At 38.6% G+C, this 20,011-nt stretch carries 16 protein-coding genes and 1 tRNA gene; 8 read left to right on the top strand and 9 right to left on the bottom strand.

Annotation, left to right across the window (positions count from 1 at the left end; genetic code table 11):
* The first annotated feature begins 7 nt into the window (after window positions 1-7).
* Genes tssK through MMP72_RS06300 form a run of 4 tightly spaced genes read left to right on the top strand, consistent with a single transcriptional unit; the run spans window position 8 to window position 3,756 of the window.
* Window positions 8-1,372 (top strand): type VI secretion system baseplate subunit TssK, encoded by a 1,365-nt coding sequence (gene tssK / locus MMP72_RS06285; protein WP_241315558.1) that lies wholly within the window; start codon window positions 8-10, stop codon window positions 1,370-1,372.
* 10 nt (window positions 1,373-1,382) lie between these two features.
* Entirely contained in the window at window positions 1,383-2,192 is an 810-nt protein-coding gene (gene icmH, locus MMP72_RS06290; RefSeq protein WP_241315560.1) for a type IVB secretion system protein IcmH/DotU, read from the top strand.
* Window positions 2,193-2,202: 10 nt separating this feature from the next.
* Window positions 2,203-2,796, top strand: coding sequence for a hypothetical protein (locus MMP72_RS06295; RefSeq protein ID WP_241315562.1), 594 nt, complete (start codon window positions 2,203-2,205; stop codon window positions 2,794-2,796).
* 3 nt (window positions 2,797-2,799) lie between these two features.
* Window positions 2,800-3,756 carry a M15 family metallopeptidase gene (locus tag MMP72_RS06300; RefSeq protein ID WP_241315564.1) on the top strand — a complete coding sequence of 319 codons (957 nt, stop codon included), beginning with the start codon at window positions 2,800-2,802 and terminating at the stop codon, window positions 3,754-3,756.
* Between the two features lie 67 nt (window positions 3,757-3,823).
* On the opposite strand, the gene MMP72_RS06305 is transcribed toward MMP72_RS06300, so the two are convergent.
* A complete protein-coding gene (locus tag MMP72_RS06305) occupies window positions 3,824-5,239 on the bottom strand; it encodes an aspartate ammonia-lyase (protein ID WP_241315566.1) in 1,416 nt (471 codons plus the stop codon).
* Window positions 5,240-5,373: 134 nt separating this feature from the next.
* Here MMP72_RS06305 and MMP72_RS06310 point away from each other — a divergent pair, with 134 nt between their 5' ends.
* Window positions 5,374-6,255 carry a LysR substrate-binding domain-containing protein gene (locus tag MMP72_RS06310; RefSeq protein ID WP_241315568.1) on the top strand — a complete coding sequence of 294 codons (882 nt, stop codon included), beginning with the start codon at window positions 5,374-5,376 and terminating at the stop codon, window positions 6,253-6,255.
* A gap of 182 nt (window positions 6,256-6,437) precedes the next feature.
* Here the strand turns inward: MMP72_RS06310 and MMP72_RS06315 are convergent, their stop codons facing one another.
* From MMP72_RS06315 to greB, 3 genes are all read right to left on the bottom strand, one after another.
* Window positions 6,438-7,736, bottom strand: coding sequence for a dicarboxylate/amino acid:cation symporter (locus MMP72_RS06315; RefSeq protein ID WP_241315570.1), 1,299 nt, complete (start codon window positions 7,734-7,736; stop codon window positions 6,438-6,440).
* A 582-nt stretch (window positions 7,737-8,318) separates the two neighbouring features.
* Window positions 8,319-8,408: transfer RNA gene (locus MMP72_RS06320), tRNA-Ser, on the bottom strand.
* 96 nt (window positions 8,409-8,504) lie between these two features.
* The gene (gene greB, locus MMP72_RS06325) at window positions 8,505-8,993 is read right to left on the bottom strand and encodes a transcription elongation factor GreB (RefSeq protein ID WP_241315572.1); all 489 of its coding nucleotides are present in this window, start codon (window positions 8,991-8,993) and stop codon (window positions 8,505-8,507) included.
* Window positions 8,994-9,366: 373 nt separating this feature from the next.
* Here greB and MMP72_RS06330 point away from each other — a divergent pair, with 373 nt between their 5' ends.
* Window positions 9,367-10,476, top strand: a complete 1,110-nt coding sequence (locus MMP72_RS06330) for a transglycosylase SLT domain-containing protein (RefSeq protein WP_241315574.1) — start codon at window positions 9,367-9,369, stop codon at window positions 10,474-10,476.
* A 47-nt stretch (window positions 10,477-10,523) separates the two neighbouring features.
* Here the strand turns inward: MMP72_RS06330 and MMP72_RS06335 are convergent, their stop codons facing one another.
* Together MMP72_RS06335 and ttcA are read right to left on the bottom strand one after the other, a co-directional pair.
* Window positions 10,524-10,907, bottom strand: a complete 384-nt coding sequence (locus MMP72_RS06335; RefSeq protein WP_004669116.1) for an SCP2 sterol-binding domain-containing protein — start codon at window positions 10,905-10,907, stop codon at window positions 10,524-10,526.
* 196 nt (window positions 10,908-11,103) lie between these two features.
* Window positions 11,104-12,009, bottom strand: a complete 906-nt coding sequence (gene ttcA, locus MMP72_RS06340; RefSeq protein ID WP_005195634.1) for a tRNA 2-thiocytidine(32) synthetase TtcA — start codon at window positions 12,007-12,009, stop codon at window positions 11,104-11,106.
* 495 nt (window positions 12,010-12,504) lie between these two features.
* Here ttcA and MMP72_RS06345 point away from each other — a divergent pair, with 495 nt between their 5' ends.
* Together MMP72_RS06345 and htpX are read left to right on the top strand one after the other, a co-directional pair.
* Complete coding sequence (locus MMP72_RS06345) at window positions 12,505-13,386, top strand: lytic transglycosylase domain-containing protein (RefSeq protein WP_241315576.1); 882 nt, start codon at window positions 12,505-12,507, stop codon at window positions 13,384-13,386.
* Between the two features lie 218 nt (window positions 13,387-13,604).
* Window positions 13,605-14,510 carry a protease HtpX gene (gene htpX, locus MMP72_RS06350; protein ID WP_241315578.1) on the top strand — a complete coding sequence of 302 codons (906 nt, stop codon included), beginning with the start codon at window positions 13,605-13,607 and terminating at the stop codon, window positions 14,508-14,510.
* A 67-nt stretch (window positions 14,511-14,577) separates the two neighbouring features.
* On the opposite strand, the gene MMP72_RS06355 is transcribed toward htpX, so the two are convergent.
* The 3 genes from MMP72_RS06355 to MMP72_RS06365 all read right to left on the bottom strand — a co-directional run bounded on the left by MMP72_RS06355 (window position 14,578) and on the right by MMP72_RS06365 (window position 19,938).
* Window positions 14,578-15,153 carry a DUF4112 domain-containing protein gene (locus MMP72_RS06355; protein WP_241315580.1) on the bottom strand — a complete coding sequence of 192 codons (576 nt, stop codon included), beginning with the start codon at window positions 15,151-15,153 and terminating at the stop codon, window positions 14,578-14,580.
* A gap of 74 nt (window positions 15,154-15,227) precedes the next feature.
* A complete protein-coding gene (gene mgtE / locus MMP72_RS06360; protein WP_241315582.1) occupies window positions 15,228-16,565 on the bottom strand; it encodes a magnesium transporter in 1,338 nt (445 codons plus the stop codon).
* Window positions 16,566-16,836: 271 nt separating this feature from the next.
* Entirely contained in the window at window positions 16,837-19,938 is a 3,102-nt protein-coding gene (locus MMP72_RS06365) for an efflux RND transporter permease subunit (protein ID WP_241315584.1), read from the bottom strand.
* Window positions 19,939-20,011 lie beyond the last annotated feature (73 nt).

Consider the following 20,011-nt stretch of genomic DNA (forward strand, 5'->3'; position numbering starts at 1 on the left):
AATTGATATGTTTAAAGCAGAAAAAATTCTTTGGGGCGAAGGCTTATTTTTACGTCCGCAGCATTTCCAAATTCAAGATACTTATCATGAGCAGCGTTTAAACCATACCGTTCGAGCCTTGGTTCCTTATGCTTATGGTGTACAAAAACTCAGGTTTGATCAAGTTCAACTTTCAACCCATATTTTGGCTTTAGAAGAAGTCGAGATCATTTGGCAAGATGGCGAGATTTATCATGCGCCTGCACAAGATCTACTCCCTGAGCCACTCTTATTGGATGACTTAAATCTAAAAGGTGAAATGATCGTTTATCTTGCCTTACCTATTTTACAAGCCAACAAGAAAAATATCGCTGATGGAAATCACTCACTTTCCAGTCGCTATCATAATTATTTAGCTGAAACCCACGATTTATTTACCGATGCCAGTCCCGCAGACCTCAGCTTACTGCGTCGTCGCGCCGAGTTTAAACTGCTTGAACAGCATATTCAGCCGAGTCAGAATCTCGATGGTTTCTTATATCTAGCCGTTGGCAAATTAAAACGCCAAAGCTCAGGTACTTTTGAATTGGACCAGAAATTCATTCCGCCCATTTTGCACATTGCAGCGTCAGAAGCCTTAACCAGCAACTTAAAACGAACACTCAATGTCATTAAAGCCAAGATCAAAACCATTCAAAGCAGTAACCGAGAAAATGAACAAAAACTGATTGAGTTCCGTTCTGGGGATATTGTCTCATTTTGGCTCATTAATGCACTCAACACCGCTTATGCTGGTTTGAATCATTTATTACAGTATCCACTGATTCACCCTGAGCGTTTATTTTCCGAGATGTTACGTTTAACGGGATCATTACTAACCTTTTCCACCAATTATGACGTCGATCACTTACCGCACTACAAACATCACCAACTTCAAGATAGTTTCCAACAACTGGATGTTATTTTAAGAGATCTATTAGATACCATTATTTCCAACCGTTACTTCAATATTGCGTTGAAAGAAATTCGACCATCTTATTGGGTGGGTAGTCTTGAGTCAGATAAAATCACACGCGATACGCGTCTGTATATTGCTGTTTCAAGTAGCATGATGCAAACCCATGAGCTGATTCAAATCGTGCCATTACGATTTAAAGTGGGGAGTACCATTGATGTTGAAAAACGTGTGGTTGCTGCTTTACCAGCCGTACCATTGCACCATTTAATGCAAGTTCCAACAGCGATCCCAGTCCGCTCAGGTGTAAGTTACTTTGAGATTGAGCCACACCACGAATTGTATCAACAGATGCTTGAATCAGAAACTATTTGTGTATATGTACCTGCTGGTTTTCAAGATATCACGATTGAACTTATTGCCGTAATGAATACCTAAGAGAACAATGATGACTCAACATCCGACGGGCATACCCTCTTTATTTGATGATGGGAAAATTGGTTCTGGTTTACCTACGACCAATCTTCCGCAAAATAAATCTCAAACCACAAATTTGATAGATCTGCTGCATGACGGATTCTATTTGGTATTTTTAATTCGTAATCGTTATATTCCCTCAAATCCCAGTGATTTCCGTACTAAAATTTTAGATTTATTAAATCGTTTTGAGCAGCAAGCCAAACGACTTCAATTTTCAAGTGATGATATTCATGATGCTAAATATGCATTTTGTGCATTGATCGATGAAACCATCGCCACTCAACAAGATGCCGCCTACTTCAACTTGCAAAATACGTGGTTGGTCAGCCCGCTACAACTCAGCTTGTTTGGTTCGCAATTAGCAGGTTATCGCTTTTTTGAGATCTTAGAACAACTACGAAGTCGTGGTAAGGAACGTTTAGCCGCACTTGAAATTTTTCATTATTGTTTACTGTTGGGCTTTCAAGGGAAATATAGACTTGAATCAGTCGAAAGTTTAAATCATCTGGTCGCACGTGTCGGTGATGAAATTGATTATCTGAAAGGTAAAAAAGCTGCCTTTTCACCTTTTGCAGCGATTCCTGATCAAATTAAACATATTATCCATCATGAACTACCATTTTTCTGGATTTTAATCTTTTTATTGATATTTGCTGCACTGACCTTTGCAGGGTTAAAGTTCATGTTATCCCAACAAAATCAGAGTGCTTTAGCTCCTTATCAGAATGTGATTTCAGCACCAGCGGAAGAAGCACATATCACGATCCATTTACCTTAGTTGATGCAACATGATTCAGGAAAGACCTACCTCTTTACGCATATTACAGACGAATAAAAAAAAGAATTTATCACCTGTAATTTATTTACTCATCGGATTTCTTGCAGGAATCATCTGTAGTCTATTGATATTTTTTATATTTTTTAAAGCTCAATCCCAGCATGAGGTACAGGAAGCTCAGCAGATTGAAGAATTGTTGTCACCCCCAACCCATGTTCAGCAAGATGCTCAAAGCACTCAAGTGATAGAGTTTGTGCCTCAAGAAAGTACAGAGCCTGACGACGATAATAGTTTTACTCAACCACAAAGTAGTGATTTAAATAAATTCTTCCAACATGCTGTGGTGCCGCCTGTAAATACTGCTCAACCAGCCTCGCCCTTTGCCAGTGCGCAGAATACTGGAAAAACAGCTCAACCCGTAACACCAAAGCCCAACACGAACAAAAATGGGCAAACATCGGTGAGTGACAAATTAACTAAAATAACAACTCAACCAACCAAGACCGATACTACCAAGGAAGTAGAACCTGAAACAGAAGCACCTCAAGCCACGGTACAAATCAATGTGACCCAACGACCATTTTCTGTCAATGAACTGAAATAGCCAATGATTTGGTTTGTTTCTTTCTGCTTTATTTTCGTCGCTGTAACACTGACATTGTTAATGTCTTATGAGCTGCGCTCTAAATGCACACAATTATTACAGTCGCTACTTCCGAGTAGTCGAAAAAAAATCGTCAATGCCATGCAGTTTGCAGAAAACATGCATCAAGCGGCGGCACCTGAAAGACTTCAATCCCATTGGCATCTACAACAGTGGTGGATTTTAATTGCGGGTTTCTTTTTATTTGCCAGTATTCTTATCTTTGCATTCACTCGCCCTATTAATTCAACGCGTATCGAAGCTGAGTATTTAAAAGAAACAGACCCTCAAGTTTATGCCTTACTCAATGGTGAAATACTGAGCCCGCCTCCCGAAGTTGATGTAACACTGATTCATGATGCACTTATCGAAGCGACACGAATCGAACAAGAATACCTTGCTCAACACAGCGGTTCAGTGGATGCATCACAGATAGAAGCACCAATCGTACATTCTCATGGTGCATTGGATAGCAGTATGGTTGACCGAAAATGGGATAAGATGAATCCACGTTATAAGCAACGTTTACTCATGGTCTTTAAGATTATGAAGGAACAGTATGGCTACGAGCTGGTCTTATTAGAAGGCTATCGTAGTCCTGCTCGTCAGAATATGCTGGCAGGAAATCCAAATACAACACGTGCTAGAAGTTATCAAAGCTATCATCAATTTGGACTGGCTGCCGATGTGGCATTTAAACGAAATGGTAAAGTGGTCATCACTGAACGCGACCCATGGGCGATGAGAGGCTATGAGTTATATGGTCAAGTTGCTGAATCAGTTGGTTTAACTTGGGGTGGTCGTTGGAAGTCGATTAAAGACTTCGGTCATACTGAATATCGTATGCCAGGCTTGAAAAAAACCAGAGAAATGGCAGAATTGCTCACCTCTGAAGGTCAAGTCAACACCAATATCTCTTGACCTATACTAAAGAAACCCATGTTTATGGGTTTCTTTAGTTGATTCATTCATCCGTTAAATCGAAGGATTATGCGGTTTGCTTCGGTTGTACCATGTTTTCCACAGCTAAAATATCTGCCAAAACTTGATCAGAGATTAAGTTTTCCGCTTTAATCAAAGCCAACACGCTTTGCCCTGATTCATTGGCTTGTTTCGCAATACGTGTGGTCGTTTCGTAGCCTAAATAAGGATTAAGTGCGGTAATGATACCGATGGAATTTTCCACCTGTGACTGACAAAGTTCAGCATTAGCACGAATGCTCGCAATGCACTTGTATTGGAACATGTGCATCGCTTTGCCTAATAACTCGATTGATTCAAATAATTTAAATGCAATCAATGGTTCCATCGCGTTCAACTGTAGCTGACCCGCTTCTGCGGCTAAAGTAATCGCTAAGTCATTTGCAATCACTTGATAACAGACCAAATTCATTGCTTCTGGAATAACAGGATTCACTTTACCCGGCATAATTGAGCTGCCTGGCTGGCGTGCTTCTAAGTGGATTTCATTTAGACCTGCACGTGGACCACTGGATAATAAACGCAAATCATTGGCAATTTTTGAAAGTTTGGTCGCTGTACGCTTTAGCAAACTAGACAATAATACAAAATCACCCATATCCGATGTTGCTTCAATTAAATCAGGTGCACTGCTAATTTTTCGTTGGGTAATTTCAGATAGCGATGCAATGGCATAGTCACGATACTTCACTTTAGTATTGATTCCTGTACCAATCGCAGTGCCTCCGAGATTCACCACACTCAACGCTTCTGGCATAATTTGATTTAATTTGTCTAAATCATTTTTCAAAGTCGTTGCAAAAGCACCAAATTCTTGGCCTAAAGTCATAGGGACCGCATCTTGTAGCTGGGTACGACCCATTTTTAAGATGTTAGAAAACTCGTCTGACTTCGCTTTAAAGCTTTCGATTAAATCTTGGAATGGCGCATTCAATTGTTGAATTGCAGAGATTAATCCAATTTTTATCGCTGTTGGATAGACATCATTGGTCGATTGAGACATATTCACATCATTATTTGGATGTAAATATTGATACTCCCCTTTTAAATGACCCATATATTCTAACCCTACATTTGCAACGACTTCATTTATATTCATATTCGTTGAAGTGCCAGCACCACCTTGAATCATACCCACCATAAATTGTTCATGATACTGATTATTTAAAATCTGCTGGCAGGCATATTGAATCGCATTATTTTTATTTTCTTCAATTTTATTTAATTTAAAGTTTGCATGTGCACATGCAGATTTCACCATAGCCAGTGCTTTAATAAAAGCAGGAAACTGACTTAATTTGTTTTGACTTAAATTAAAATTTTCAATTGCTCTTAACGTTTGAACACCATAATAACAATGCGCTGGAATTTCTTTAAAACCTAATAAATCTTTTTCAGTGCGTGTGTTAATCTTAACATTCATTTAAATAGACTCTGCTTAACAATAAATTTATAGTAGAGGACAGATTGTATTTTTTCTAATGTAAAAAAATATTGCTACATGCATTTTTTGCATAATAGATTATAATGTATATAAGCACGCGTTAAGGATAGGTTATGACCTTGGAAATTCGATGGATTGAAGATTTACTTGCACTAGAGCAAGAAAAATCAATCTCTCAAGCAGCAGAGATGAGACATGTCACACAATCTGCATTTTCACGTAGAATTCAGAACATCGAAAATGCATTGGGTTTCCAAATTTTAAAACGGCATAGTAAAAATATCGACTTCACCGAAGCGGGACAAATTTTATTGGCCTCGGCAAAAAACATCCAAAACCAACTTGAGACAACCATAAATTATCTTGAAAAAAATATTAAAAACAATGAATTAACCATAAAATTTGCAGTATCACATTCATTGATAACGCAATTTTTCCCACGCTTTATCCACGATCTGTCACTCAATTTAGAGGACTTAAAATTAGAAATTATTGCTGCCAATCAAAAACAAGGGATGCGTTTGCTCAAAGATGGCTCATGTGATTTTTTAATTTGTTATTGTGATCAAAAAACCTTACAGCAACTCGACCCTTCACTTTTTACTTTTCATAAAATTGTGAAAATGGAAATACTTCCTGTTACCGCGCTCAATAATAATCTACCCAAATATTCATTTGATCAACTTTTCCCCTTATTGGCTTATAGTAAACAAGCCTATTTAAGAAACTGTGTTGATGAAGTAATCGAGAACAAATTAAACTATCGCACTTTATATGAAACAGATAATGCAGGTGATCTAAAAGAATTGGCATTACAGGGTTTAGGTATTGCATGGCTACCTAAATTACTTATTGAAAAAGAGATTTCTGAAAATAAATTAATGATAGTTGATCAGGAAAACTATCATACCTTTCAAAACATATATATTATTAGACGTGAAATAATACTTTCAAACAGAATAAGCTATATCTGGAACGCATTAACCTCCCGTTAAATTCAATACCACTTCATTTTATACCTTCATCATAGAATATAAACTCCATATCATAATCGGTATAAGAAAGTGATTGTTTATACATTATATTTTGGATAGATTCCTAAATAAAAAACCAAACAATCACTCTTAATACAGTATTTAAAATATTTATTAACCAGTTAGATAGAGATAATAAGACCTTAACTATTATCAGCCAATCGACTTACTGGGATAATTGGATCAACCATGACTTCATCTTGCTCTTCAACCTCATGTTTGTCACCTTCTGTTCGCGCAATGACCGCTGTTGCAATGCTGTTCCCAATGACATTGGTTGCAGTACGTCCCATATCTAAAAATTGATCAATCGCTAGAATTAATAAAATACCAGCTTCAGGAAGTTGGAACATTGCAAGTGTCGAGGCGATCACCACAATGGACGCACGTGAAACACCAGCGATTCCTTTACTGGTGATCATCAGTGTTAATAGAATCAAGGCCTGCTGGGCAAAACTTAAGTCAATATTATAAGCTTGTGCAATAAACAACACAGCAAAGGCCATATACATCATGGAACCATCGAGATTAAATGAATAGCCCAAAGGCAAAACAAAGCTAGTAATACGTTTAGGAACACCAAATTTGTCTAAAGCTTCCATGGTCTTGGGATAAGCAGATTCGCTACTGGCCGTCGCAAATGCCAACACTGTTGGTTCGCGAACCACGCGCATCAACCTAAAAACATCTTTTTTCAAGAAGATATAACCAAAAGAAATAAGGATCATCCAAAGAATGAGTAATCCAACATAAAACTGTCCTATGAAAATACTATAATCAACAATTAATTTAGGTCCCTGAACAGCAATTGCTGAGGTGATGGCGGCAAATACCGCAATCGGTGCAGCAGCCATGACGTAATCGGTAATACGGAACATCACACGGCATAATTCATCAATGATTCGACCAATGATTGACGCACCCGTTTGATGCTGAACATAGGCTAATGCTGAGCCAAAGAAAATTGAAAACACCAAAATTTGCAAAATTTCATTATTCGCCATCGCTTCTGCAAAACTACGCGGGAAAATATGAGTAATAAATGTCTGCAAACTTAAGCTGGACGCACTCACCCCGACATCGACAGCTTCTTTCGGAATACTGAGATTCATCCCTGCACCAGGTTGGAAGTAATTGGCTAAGCCCATCCCAAGCAAAAGTGAGATGAATGATGCACCAATGAACCAAGTCATTGCTTTCAAAGTAATCGATCCGAGTGAGGATGATTTCCCCATGGAAATTAAACCTGAAACAATCGTTGCAAACACCAAAGGTGCAATGATCATTTTAATTAATCTTAAAAATACATCTGTGACGATTTTAAAATAACCCGCTATGTCTGTTGTTTGCGCTGTACTTAAAGTGCTATGACATGCCCAACCTACTAATATTCCAGTGATCATTGCGATCAAAATATATTTGAGCAGCTTCTTTTGATTCATAATAATTATTCCTTCCCTATTTCGCTTTGCATCAAAATGACAAACATTCTTTGATGACTATCCATGCTGATCTCATCAGACAGGCTCTGCTGTTTCTATAAACGCAAATCCATTGAGTCAATAACGAGCAGAGGCAAGTGTTACTTTTTTTCAAAAAAAACGACAATGCAAAAATTAAAGATTTCATGCAAATTATGCATAATTTTGAATGCTTTTTAAGAACTCTAAATTGAATATAATGTAGACCAAAAGCCCAAATAAGTGAGCTTTAATGAATGTAATCTGATTTATATTTAATTGATAAATAAAGCAAAAACAAGATAACTTTATATTGATTTTTAAAAAGATAAATTCAGAAAAATCTTAATAATCGCATTTCATGATGTGCTAAATCTACAGCACAAAACGACAGAAACAATGATTTTGAAACCCATATCTATTTACTTGAAAGTATCATCATTGATTTTTAATTCAATCAAAACTCCCCATCTGCCTTAACCCAATTCGTTAATGTAAGTTACGATGAAGAAGAAAAATAAAGACATAAAAAAAGTCCTTGTATAAACAAGGACTTTTTGAATTTGGCGGAAGCGGTGAGATTCGAACTCACGGAGGACTCACACCCTCGTCGGTTTTCAAGACCGGTGCATTAAACCGCTCTGCCACGCTTCCAATGGCGGCTATCATATAAATAAAAGTGCGAGTTGGCAAACCTTTTATGCAAAATCATGAATCAAATGATCAAAATAAAAACAACACCCTGTTATTTTAGCAATTTTCGTTTTTCTCATAACGAATGGAGTTGATATACCATACTTTTTTTCCGAGTGGTGTATGGACTTCAACATCATCATCAACAGCTTTACTGAGCAATGCACGCGCCATTGGCGATTCAATTGAAATATGTTGAGGGTGATGATCATAGATCTCATCAACCCCCACGATACGTAGTGTTTTCTTCTCACCTGCATCATTTTCTATTTCAACCCAAGCACCAAAATAGACTTTACCCTCTTGCTCTGGAACGTAATCTATAATCTTTAACTCTTCAAGACGTTTTCCCAGATATCGAACACGACGATCAATTTTCCTCAGTATTTGTTTATTGTATTGATAGTCTGCATTTTCTGACCGATCGCCTAAACTCGCAGCCCAGTTCACTTTTTTAGTAATCTCAGGACGTTCTTCATGCCAAAGCTTCTTTAGCTCTGCAACCAATAGGTCATGTCCTTTACGAGTGATTAAATTTGATTTCATAAGAAAAAAATACGCTAATATAACAATCTATTTACAAGTTTTTGCATTGTATTCCTTATTTCATCATCACTAAAGTGTATAAATTTTATTCTTTTTCAAATCATGCAGTTGTAATGAATCTCTCAGTATTTTATTGTTCAAAATTTGACAATCATATTTTTGCCGCTTATTATGCGCCCCTAAGTTAACTTTTGTTTATTTTTTATACATTTTATGAATGATGTGTAACATAAACATCATTTCCACGATTAATTCAATGTCATTTTGAATGGCGTCATGATTTGCCCACCCTTATTGAATTTATCAACTTTAAAAAGTTAAAGCATTGTTTTGCTGAACTTTTAGGGCATAAATTACCTGTAGCGGAGACAACATGCACAGTAATTCAAGTTCTGGGTCGAGGCTTTGCCTTAACTCTTTATCTTCCAAACTCCCATTTCAAGCTTTAGCATTAGGTGTGGTCATCCTCCCTTTCAATAGCTTGAGCGCTGAAAAATCACATCAATACAATACCGTTTTGGCGAGCAATGTATTAACTGTGGTTGCAGTTGAAAACTCAACAATCGTATTTAAAGAAGATCAGTTTTTACATGGTTTTGGTTATGATTTAGCACGAAACTATGCTCAAAGTTTAAATGTAAAGCTTGATTTTAAAACAGTTCCAGATAACGCAACTGCATTAAAATGGATCGCTCAAGGCAAAGCGAATTTAGCCATGACGACAGCGAATCTAAGTCAGATCGAAAATAAACAACTGGTTTCTTTCTCAGCAAGTTGTGGTGATCAAGACAGCTTAACTAAAAATGGTTTAAATCCACAATTCAATTGGGTATTTAAACAGGCTGATGATCCTCTCACCCTGACAGCAAGTGGTTTTGTTTGCCAAAGTAAACAGTTGGGTACAACGCAACAGCTTGCTTCTTTCTACAATCGTAATGTGGTGAAACCTGAATCTTGGTCAACGATTCAAAAAGATCTGAATCAACGTTTACCTATCTACAAAGCGAGTTTTAAAAAAAGTGCATCTAAATACAATTTAGATTGGCATTTATTGGCAGCAATTGGTTATCAAGAATCTTATCTAAAACCCACTTCAGTGTCGCCTACTGGTGTCCGTGGCTTAATGATGCTGACCAATAGTACGGCTCAAGCGATGGGCGTGACCAACCGGGTTGATCCTGTACAAAGCATCCAAGGTGGTGCCAAGTATTATGATTTGATGCTGGATCAATTTTCCAATGTCCCTTACCCTGACCGTAACTGGTATGCCCTAGTGGCTTATAATATGGGACCGGGTGCGGTAAATCAGGCTCAAAAACGGATCAAAACACAAGGTAAAGACCCAAATCAATGGGTGAATTTGTATGATTATTTGGAGCGTAACCAAGCTAAAAATGGTCGTCATAAACAAGCTGTGCAATATGTCAAACGTATCCGCGCTTACTTAGAGCACATTAAAACCAGTGATCTAATTAATATTTAAAAATAAAAAAAGCTTACCCGTTCGGTAAGCTTTTTTTTAAAAAGAATTTAAGCAGTTTGCTCAAGTACTTTTTTGAATAAATCTTTTTGTTCTTGGCTTGGCTTCGCTGTTTGTAAAGCCATAAGTTGAGACATATCGCCTTGTACTTTGATTTTACCAGTCATGAACGCTTGCATAGCAGCAGCCATATCAAACTCTAAGAATACTTTACGTAAAGTTTCAGCATCCATGTTTAAAGTCGTTTTAGCCTTTGTAGATAATCCTTTTTGGATTTTACCTGCGTCTAAAGCCAACTCTGTATTACCAGCTGCATCTGTTACAACCAAGTTAATTGCCAAATTCGCAAGTGCTGGTGGCAAGTTTAAATCACCCGCTTCAGCAGTTAGTGTATCGACAGTTGCAAACCAATCATCAGTTAAAAATGCAGCCATGATTATTCCTCAAATATATTTGTTCAATTTCTTGTGCCATCTATCCAGACGACATCACATGAAGCAATTTGCTTGTGCCATGTTATAGCATGTATATTTTATTTTAGGCTATGATTTTTTGTACGTAAGCTTCAATTTTTAAAATTTTTATAAAGAAAAGGCACTTAACAAAGTGCCTTTAAAAAATTTTTACATTTTATTCCGCAGCAAAACTTAAATTCACCACATCTAGGCGATTTTTCAACTCTTCGGGATCTTTCATATCGAATTCACGCTGTTCATCCAAAGCTTCAAAATCAAATAACTCTCGGTCAGCCAACTGTGATGGCGATACATTCTGTAATGCACCGAAAATACTATGCAAACGTTTCGGGTATTGCTTATCCCATTCACGCAACATGTCATTGAGAATCGCGCGTTGTAGATTTTCTTGCGATCCACACAAGTTACACGGGATAATCGGGAACTGACGCATCTCTGCATATTTGATGATGTCTTTCTCTTCAACATATGCCAAAGGGCGAATCAAAATATTCTTTTTATCTGAAGACAGCAATTTTGGCGGCATCGCTTTTAAACTGCCACCATGAAATAAGTTCAAAAAGAATGTCGCTAAAATATCATCACGATGGTGACCTAAAGCCACTTTCGTCGCTCCAATCTCTTGAGCAAAACCATACAGTGAACCACGGCGTAAGCGTGAACATACTGCACAATAGGTCTTACCTTCAGGCGTTAAACGTTTGGTAATAGTATAGGTGTCTTTTTCTAGAATGTAATATGGAATATTGTTTTCTTCCATATAACGAGGCAATACATCTTCTGGAAAACCCGGTTGCTTTTGATCAAGATTTACGGCAACGATATCAAAATTAATCGGTGCAATCCGTTTAAATTGCAGCAAGATATCCAGCAAGGTATAACTATCCTTACCACCGGATACGCATACCATGACTTTATCGCCATCTTCGATCATCTTGTAGTCACGAATTGCATGCCCCACTTGGCGACGTAGTTTTTTCAACAAGCGATAATAGGCCGAACTGGTAGGAAGCTCTGGCTTGAAATTAAATCCTTGGTTGGACTCTACTGGCGCGTACATAGACGTGATTTACTCATAAACAAAATACCGCAAGATTTTATCCCATTCCAAAAAAATGCGCACCAAAAGAATTTTTCAATTTCTTTCAATCGTCATATTTGGATTTCATACTGGTAAAATTCTGATCAAAAGTTATCAAAATCGTCTAGATCGCTTATATTTCAGACTTCTCCACAGTTTTCCACAAAAACTGTGGATAAAATTGTGGATTTCTTCGCTATTGACAAACTATTTTTATCTTAAAATAAGGCTTTCAATCAAATTGATCACTTTTTAACCAATCATTTTTACACATTAAAAACAACAACTTATATAAGTCAACACTTAATTTTTAAAAAAAATTTAAATTTTTTTTTGCTGAACATTCGAACAAAATGACTTGATTTTTTGTTAGACACTAGAAAATAAAAAAAATGTAGCAAAAGTCCTTTTTAGGCATTTTTTTGTTACACTGCTGAAATGAATTGAAGCTCATCTTTTGTGAATATTATAACGATGAACAAAATAACTTATTTTTATATGTTGTGTTTGGGGACAATCGGTTTTTTTAATACAACAGTATCTACGCACGCTGGGCAAACCATCTATCAATTTAAAGATAGCAATGGCACTACGCTGCTGACCAATAAAAAGAAAGCAGAATATAGTCATTTAAAAGTGGTTAAAGCAACCTATTACCCCGATAGCAATATCCATAGTTATCGTAACTGGGGAAATAGTGAAGCTTCTGTGCTTCCCAGTTATAGTCGGAATCGAAATACTTTTGACCATTTGATCCGTCAAGCAGCACAACAACATGGTGTTTCCGAAGGCTTAATAAAAGCCGTCATGCATACTGAGTCAGGTTTTAATGTCAACGCACGTTCACCTGTAGGTGCTCAAGGCTTGATGCAATTGATGCCCGCAACTGCAAAGCGTTTCAATGTCTCAAATGCTTACGATCCTCAACAAAATATTTTTGCTGGCGCAAAGTATTTAAGCTGGTTACTGAAACGATTTAAAGGTGATACACGACTGGCCTTAGCAGCCTACAATGCTGGTGAAGGCAATGTCGATAAATACAAAGGCATCCCCCCATTCCGTGAAACGCAGGATTATGTGCGTCGTGTCACCAGCCGTTACCAAAATCTCTATGTATCAGGTTTGGGAACAGACGCATCTCAGTCAGCCAGTCAGCCAAGCACTGGGCAAGTCATTGCACAATCTATAAATTATTCTGGTTCAGATAGCGGTACAAATGTAGAAACCACAACAACACCGAAACAGTACAATCGACAAATCATAACGTTAGCTGATGGCACTTTTACAGATGCACCAGCAGGCAGCTACTCCACAGCGAATGCCACTGCATCTGCGCACATCCGTTTAAGCAATTAATCTGTACATTAAAACAACGATAAATAGCACTTTTTCATGACTTATTTACGCTAAAAATGTTTTTAAGTGATTGTTTATCATTAGATTCGTTATTTTACTCACAAACATGCAATAACATCCATTTTTTCACTTGAATTTTTAGGGTCCAACCTGCATATTATTGGGGTGATTTATATTTATAAATCAGATCACTTTTTCTTTATAAGAGGGTTCTCTCAATGATGCGGATTGGTTTGTTCTTGCTAACCAACCTCGCGGTACTGGTTGTAGCTGGCATTATTTTGTCACTCTTCGGTGTCGGTAGTTACCATGGCGCGGGTGGCTTAAATCTAGGCAACCTAATGGTTATCTGTTTTGTCTTTGGTATGGTAGGTTCTTTAATTTCCCTATTCATGTCAAAGTGGATGGCTAAAAAAACCACAGGGACCGAATTAATCGACCCTAATGCACCTCGTAATCAAGCCGAAGCGTGGTTATTACAAGAAGTTGCTCAATTATCCCAACGTGCAGGTATTAAAATGCCTGAAGTTGGTATCTTCCCATCTTATCAATCTAATGCATTCGCAACAGGTTGGAATAAAAACGACGCGTTAGTAGCTGTTTCGACAGGTCTATTAGAGCGTATGAACAAAGACGAACTTCGTGCTGTACTTGCACATGAAATTGGTCACGTTGCAAATGGTGACATGGTTACCCTTGCGCTGATCCAAGGTGTCATTAATGCCTTCGTTATGTTCTTTGCGCGTATTGCTGGGGACTTTATTGACCGTAATGTATTTGGTCGTGAAGATGGCGAAGCGCCAGGGCTTGCTTATTTTGCCATTACGATTGCGTTAGATATCGTATTTGGTATCTTGGCATCGACCATCGTGATGTGGTTCTCTCGTCAACGTGAATATCGTGCTGATGAAGCAGGTGCACGTTTGGCTGGTAAAGATGCAATGATTTCTGCATTACTTCGCTTACAAGCAGAATCAGAAATGCCAGATCAAATGCCAAAAGAAATGAAAGCGTTTGCAATTACGGAAGGTAAGGAACAAGGCTTTAGCTTAGCTGCTTTATTCCAAACTCACCCAAGCATTGAACAACGTGTTGCTGCATTAAAGCAATTAAACGTTCACTAATCCAAACAGATACAAAAAACAAAGCCTCCAACATGGAGGCTTTGTTTTTTGTCAAAAATTAACCCATTTAAAAAGACTGATACAACTGCCACGCGAAACTCAAGCCAACCCAAACTGCAACCACAAGTAGAATCAGAACGGCGATGCCGAGCAAATCAGGTATTCGCAGCCAAATCCAGCTCACAATCGGATTACGCCAAAATGCTGAAGTTTTCTGTTTTTGCTCTAGGGATTCATGTAAAAATGGATGCACCACATGGATATCACTATGCACCTGATATTCCTCACGGATATGCTCATGCACAATCTCAAGCGTCTTTCGGCTTGGACGAATAAATACATCGAATAAAGTTCCTACGATCGGAACAAAACCCACCAACATATCCAAGATAGCCAGTTTCACCACACCATTAAGTTTATGTTGCGGAACCCCCACTTCTCTGGCTTTCTTAAAAGCGTATAAAGTCAGAATAAAACCAGCAATATCACCTGCAAAAGGGATGGTACTCAGTGCCGCATCTGCGCCAACCCCTTGTTTGGTAAATGGAATCCGCACCAAGCTATCCATGGTATTTGCGAATTTGGCTAAATCACGCTCTACAACGATTGCTTGCTGCTGTGTTAATTTTTTTTGTTCTGTCATTCGCTCAACTCAAAACCAAGTTTATGTATTGATAATAAAATAGTTTTTCAATCTAGTTGGTATAATTATTACAACTAGAATAAGATCATAGAAGCAATAAATAGATAGACAATCACACCTGTAGCATCACATATTGATGTGACTAAAGGCGCTGAAGCGCTTGCTGGGTCTAGCCCAACGCGATTCAAAATAAACGGTAAACTCATACCAATGAGACAACCCATTAACACAATCCCCATCATACTCAAGGCCAACACCAGTGCCACCCATTCATCACCACGGAAATATCCAAGCAGTGAAACTGCGATGGCCATTGTTCCTCCCAAACATAAGGCAACTAAGCTCTCTCGACCGAGGAGATAAAACCAATCTTTAAACTGCACATCGCCTGTAGCCAACGCCCGGACCATTAAAGTGGAAGACTGTGAACCTGCATTCCCTCCACTGCCGACCAACAGTGGCAAGAAAAAAACCAGAACCAAATGCTGTGCGATCAAATCCTCATAATGTGCAATCCCTAAACCAGACAGCAAACTACCAAATACCAAAAAAACCAGCCAAAAAACACGCTTTTGGTAGAGTTGTAAAATCGGCGCAGATTTAATACTCAGTTTCGAAGATGCATTTACCGCCCCAACTTTTAAGAAGTCTTCTGTCGCCTCTTCACTGGCAACATCCATCGCATCATCATAGGTCACGATCCCCACCATCATGTCATGATGATCAATGATCGGAAGTGCCAAAAAATCATATCGGGCAATGGTCTTGGCAACCTCATCTTGATCTGTATCAACATAAGCAGTCAAAACATGCGTGACCATCAACTCATTAATATTCTGGGTTTCAGGTGCAAGGATCAATTGTTTTAATGACAAAACGCCCAATATTTTTCGTGCTTCATCTAATACATAAGCAAAATAAATGGTTTCTGTATCTGGTGCTTCAAGACGCAACATTTTAATAGCATCTTTCACCGTAATATTAGGTTTTAAGGTTGCATATTCGGAGCTCATAATCGCCCCTGCCGTTCCCTCAAGATAAGAGGAAAGTTGACGAATGTCCTCTCTTTCTGCTTGGGCAAGTGCAGGAAGCAATGCTTTTTGTTGTTGTTCGTCTAGGCATTTAAAAACATCAGCTCGTTTGTCCGATGACATTTCACCGATGATGTCAGCCAAAATATTTCTTGGCATTGCTTTGGCGAGTTTAACTTGTTCAACAGGCGGAAGATAAGAAAAAACATAAGCTCTTTCAGGTAAATGCATCAATAACAATTGGCTTTGTTCAATTGAAAGTTGAGGTAAAAGATCAGCGATATCAACTGCGGGAAAAGTTTCGACCGATGCAAGCGCGAGTTCAATATTGTTATTCTTTAACGCATCTTGCAATAAATATAAAAAGTTGTTGTAGCTCATTTCTACCTCTTCACTACAATAAATCAGCAATGAAGATACACAGCATATTATTTTACTGTCGAGTAACGACCTTCATTCTGATTTTTATGAAAATAAAATGTGTAATTCGGAATAAATTACAACTCTGCGTGTCCATTTAGGGAATACAACCTCAATTCACCGTTTATACGGCGCGTGCATAATAAAGGCTTGAGTCAAGCTGACACAAGCCTTTATCTACATGAAAGATGTGATTTTTTGTTTCTATCTAAATTTTTTAAGATCAAAAAACTTAGCTTACTGCGATGGTTTTCACTTTAAAAATCGACCGAATCAGCACATACATTAAAGGAATAAAAATAAGAACCAGCACCGTACCAAAGACCACCCCACCAAAGACACTATAACCAATGGCTTGACGACTGAGTGCCCCAGCACCTGTCGAAAACATTAATGGGATGACCCCTGCACCAAATGCAATAGAGGTCATTAGAATCGGACGTAGACGTAGCCCAGCAGCGTGTAGCGCAGCATCAAGAACATTCCGTCCCTGCTGCTGTAAACTGGCTGCAAACTCAACCATTAAGATCGCATTTTTACAAGAGAGTCCAATGGTTGTAAGGAGTGCAATCTGAAAATAAACATCATTGGCAAAACCAAACCAATAACTAAATAAAATCGTCCCTCCAATGCCGAGCGGAATAGCCGCCATGACCACCGAAGGAATCGACCAACTTTCATATAAAGCCGCTAAACACAAGAAAATAAAGGCAACCGAGATCAAATATAACCAAATCGCTTGGTTACTCGATTGCTGTTCTTGATAGGATAAACCACTCCACGCCAATCCTATTTCTGGCATTTGCGCAGCGATATTTGCTAGCCCTCGCATGCCTTCACCACTACTGAAACCCGTGGCTGCATCCGCTTCTAATTCAATCGCAGGATAGCCCATAAAACGTTCCAATAAAGGTGGCGCGCCTTCCCATGCAACTTGGCTAAACTGAGTAAAGGGAATCATTTGTCCTTGTGCATTTTTCACATGCCAAAAGCTCAAGTCTTCTGGTTTGGAGCGATAAGGTGCATCCCCTTGTAAATAAACACGTTTGATTCGGCCACGATCAATAAAATCATTGATATAGCTTCCGCTCCACGCTGTGGAAATCGTGCGATTGATTTCATTGATGTTTAAACCGTGCAGCATAGCAGTACGATGATCAATCTTAATATTCAGAACAGCTTGATCGTCATTGCTTTTTTTATCGAGATTTTCGACACTGTCCAACGCATTCCCTTGCTGTTGTAGGCTTTTAAAAGAAGCGATCAAATTGTCACGTCCTAAGCCTTGAGTATCTTGCAACCAAAAATCAATTTTGTCAGAGTTACCTAAGCCACGAATGACCGAAGGCATCAATACCATAATGCGTGCCTGATTATTTTGCGCAAAGTGTTTCATGGCACGTGCACGAATGGCTTGCGCGCTATTTTCTGTACCTGAGCGTTCATCCCAATGTTTTAAAGAAACAAATGCCTGCCCTAAGTTTTGACCCGAGCCTGAAAAGTTGCGTCCATGAATGACCATGATGCCATTTAAATTATCTTTTTCCTCGGCCAAAAAATAATCTGAAATTTGTTTGCCAATGACTTGGGTTTGGCTCATGGGCGTGCCTTCAGCTAAACGAAACTGAACACCCAAGATGGCTTGATCTTCTTGTGGTAAAAAACTGGTCGGTAATTCACGATAGGTCCAAGCAAAAGCACTGACCAAAATAACTAAGGCAACAAGAGATAGAAATTTAACCTGTATCACTTTTTTCGCGATATTCAAATAAAATTGCCGAACCCAATCTAATCCACGCTCAAAATATTCTGCCCATTTGGCTTTTTGTTGCTGTGGCTTTAATAAAAGCGCACATAATGCAGGCGTAAGAATCAATGCCACCAGTAAGGATAAAGACATTGCTGCGACTAAAGTGATCGAAAATTGGCGGTAAATAATTCCTGTAGCACCAGTAAAAAATGACATTGGAATAAACACTGCTGTCAATACTAAGGTAATCCCAACCAATGCCCCACTAATCTCTTGCATAGACTGAATGCTCGCTTGTTTGGCATCCAGCTTCTGCTCATGCATGATCCGTTCAACATTTTCGACCACAACAATCGCATCATCGACCAACAATCCTATCGCCAGTACCATCGCGAACAAAGTCAGTGTATTAATACTCATGCCTAAAACAGCAAGGACTGCAAAGGTTCCTAAAATCACCACTGGCACAGTGATCGCAGGAATTAACGTTGCTCGCCAGTTCTGTAGAAAAAGAAACATCACCAGTACGACTAAAATGATCGCTTCAACAAGTGTTGTCACCACCTGAGACATCGATTCTTTTACAAAGGGGGTATCGTCACGTGGATACACCACGAAATATCCCTCAGGTAGTCCTTTTTTTAACCTTTCGACTTCGTCATAAATCAAATCCGCTGTTTGCATAACATTGGCGCCTACAGCCAATGAAACTGAAAGTCCTGACGCTGGATAGCCATTGAGTCGGTTAAAAACCTGATAGTTTTCTGCACCAATTTCGATTCGGGCAATATCTTTAAGGTGAACCATGCCACCATCAGTGTTCGCTTTGAGAATAATGTTTTCAAATTGCTCAGGCGTTCGTAATAAGGAACCTGAGGTTACTTTGGCATTTAAATATTGATCATCTACACTCGGTAACTGCCCAATCGCACCTGCTGCCACTTGCGCATTTTGGTTCTCTAACGCAGTACGGACTTCACTCACGCTGAGTTGGTATTGTTGTAATTTTTTAGGATCTAACCAGATACGCATCGCATATTGTGAGCCAAAAACATTAATTTCCCCAATACCTTCGAGACGACTTAGATTAAGCTCAAAATGATTGGTTAAATAATCAGATATGTCGATGTTACTGGAACGTCCAGAAGCATCCGCCAAACCAATGACCATAAAAGAATCACTGAGCGATTTACGAACGTTCACACCCTGCCGTTGTACATCCGCTGGTAAACGGTTGATTGCACCATTAATCGCATTTTGAACTTGCACTTGCGCCTGATCAGGATCAGTGCCTTGCGCAAAAAACAAACTAATCCGACTATTGCCATTGGCATCACTACTGGAACTAAAATAAAGAAGATGGTCAATCCCTTTGATTTGTTGTTCGAGTACTTGCGTAACACTATCTTCAACCGCCTGCGCATCCGCCCCACTATAATTGGTAGATACAGTAATCCGAGGTGGAGCAATATCTGGATAACGCTCTACAGGTAAATTTAAAACAGCAAGTAACCCCACAGCCATCACAATAATAGCCAATACACTTGCAAAAATAGGGCGATTAATAAAAAACTTAGATAACATGGCTGTTCATTCCATTCCTGAAACAGTCAATTTGTCAAAAAGATAGGCAAATATAAACGCTGATCATTACTGA

Origin of the sequence: Acinetobacter sp. NIPH 2699, from assembly GCF_022549355.1 — a bacterium.
Taxonomy (GTDB): domain Bacteria; phylum Pseudomonadota; class Gammaproteobacteria; order Pseudomonadales; family Moraxellaceae; genus Acinetobacter.

Excerpts from the sequence above, each read along its gene's own strand:
- icmH (WP_241315560.1), top strand. The coding sequence starts at position 1,383 with ATGACTCAACATCCGACGGGCATACCCTCTTTATTTGATGATGGGAAA.
- mgtE (WP_241315582.1), bottom strand. The coding sequence starts at position 16,565 with ATGAGCTACAACAACTTTTTATATTTATTGCAAGATGCGTTAAAGAAT.
- MMP72_RS06345 (WP_241315576.1), top strand. The coding sequence starts at position 12,505 with ATGAACAAAATAACTTATTTTTATATGTTGTGTTTGGGGACAATCGGT.
- MMP72_RS06295 (WP_241315562.1), top strand. The coding sequence starts at position 2,203 with ATGATTCAGGAAAGACCTACCTCTTTACGCATATTACAGACGAATAAA.
- ttcA (WP_005195634.1), bottom strand. The coding sequence starts at position 12,009 with ATGTACGCGCCAGTAGAGTCCAACCAAGGATTTAATTTCAAGCCAGAG.
- MMP72_RS06365 (WP_241315584.1), bottom strand. The coding sequence starts at position 19,938 with ATGTTATCTAAGTTTTTTATTAATCGCCCTATTTTTGCAAGTGTATTG.
- MMP72_RS06330 (WP_241315574.1), top strand. The coding sequence starts at position 9,367 with ATGCACAGTAATTCAAGTTCTGGGTCGAGGCTTTGCCTTAACTCTTTA.
- tssK (WP_241315558.1), top strand. The coding sequence starts at position 8 with ATGTTTAAAGCAGAAAAAATTCTTTGGGGCGAAGGCTTATTTTTACGT.
- htpX (WP_241315578.1), top strand. The coding sequence starts at position 13,605 with ATGATGCGGATTGGTTTGTTCTTGCTAACCAACCTCGCGGTACTGGTT.
- greB (WP_241315572.1), bottom strand. The coding sequence starts at position 8,993 with ATGAAATCAAATTTAATCACTCGTAAAGGACATGACCTATTGGTTGCA.
- MMP72_RS06310 (WP_241315568.1), top strand. The coding sequence starts at position 5,374 with ATGACCTTGGAAATTCGATGGATTGAAGATTTACTTGCACTAGAGCAA.
- MMP72_RS06315 (WP_241315570.1), bottom strand. The coding sequence starts at position 7,736 with ATGAATCAAAAGAAGCTGCTCAAATATATTTTGATCGCAATGATCACT.
- MMP72_RS06300 (WP_241315564.1), top strand. The coding sequence starts at position 2,800 with ATGATTTGGTTTGTTTCTTTCTGCTTTATTTTCGTCGCTGTAACACTG.
- MMP72_RS06355 (WP_241315580.1), bottom strand. The coding sequence starts at position 15,153 with ATGACAGAACAAAAAAAATTAACACAGCAGCAAGCAATCGTTGTAGAG.
- MMP72_RS06305 (WP_241315566.1), bottom strand. The coding sequence starts at position 5,239 with ATGAATGTTAAGATTAACACACGCACTGAAAAAGATTTATTAGGTTTT.
- MMP72_RS06335 (WP_004669116.1), bottom strand. The coding sequence starts at position 10,907 with ATGGCTGCATTTTTAACTGATGATTGGTTTGCAACTGTCGATACACTA.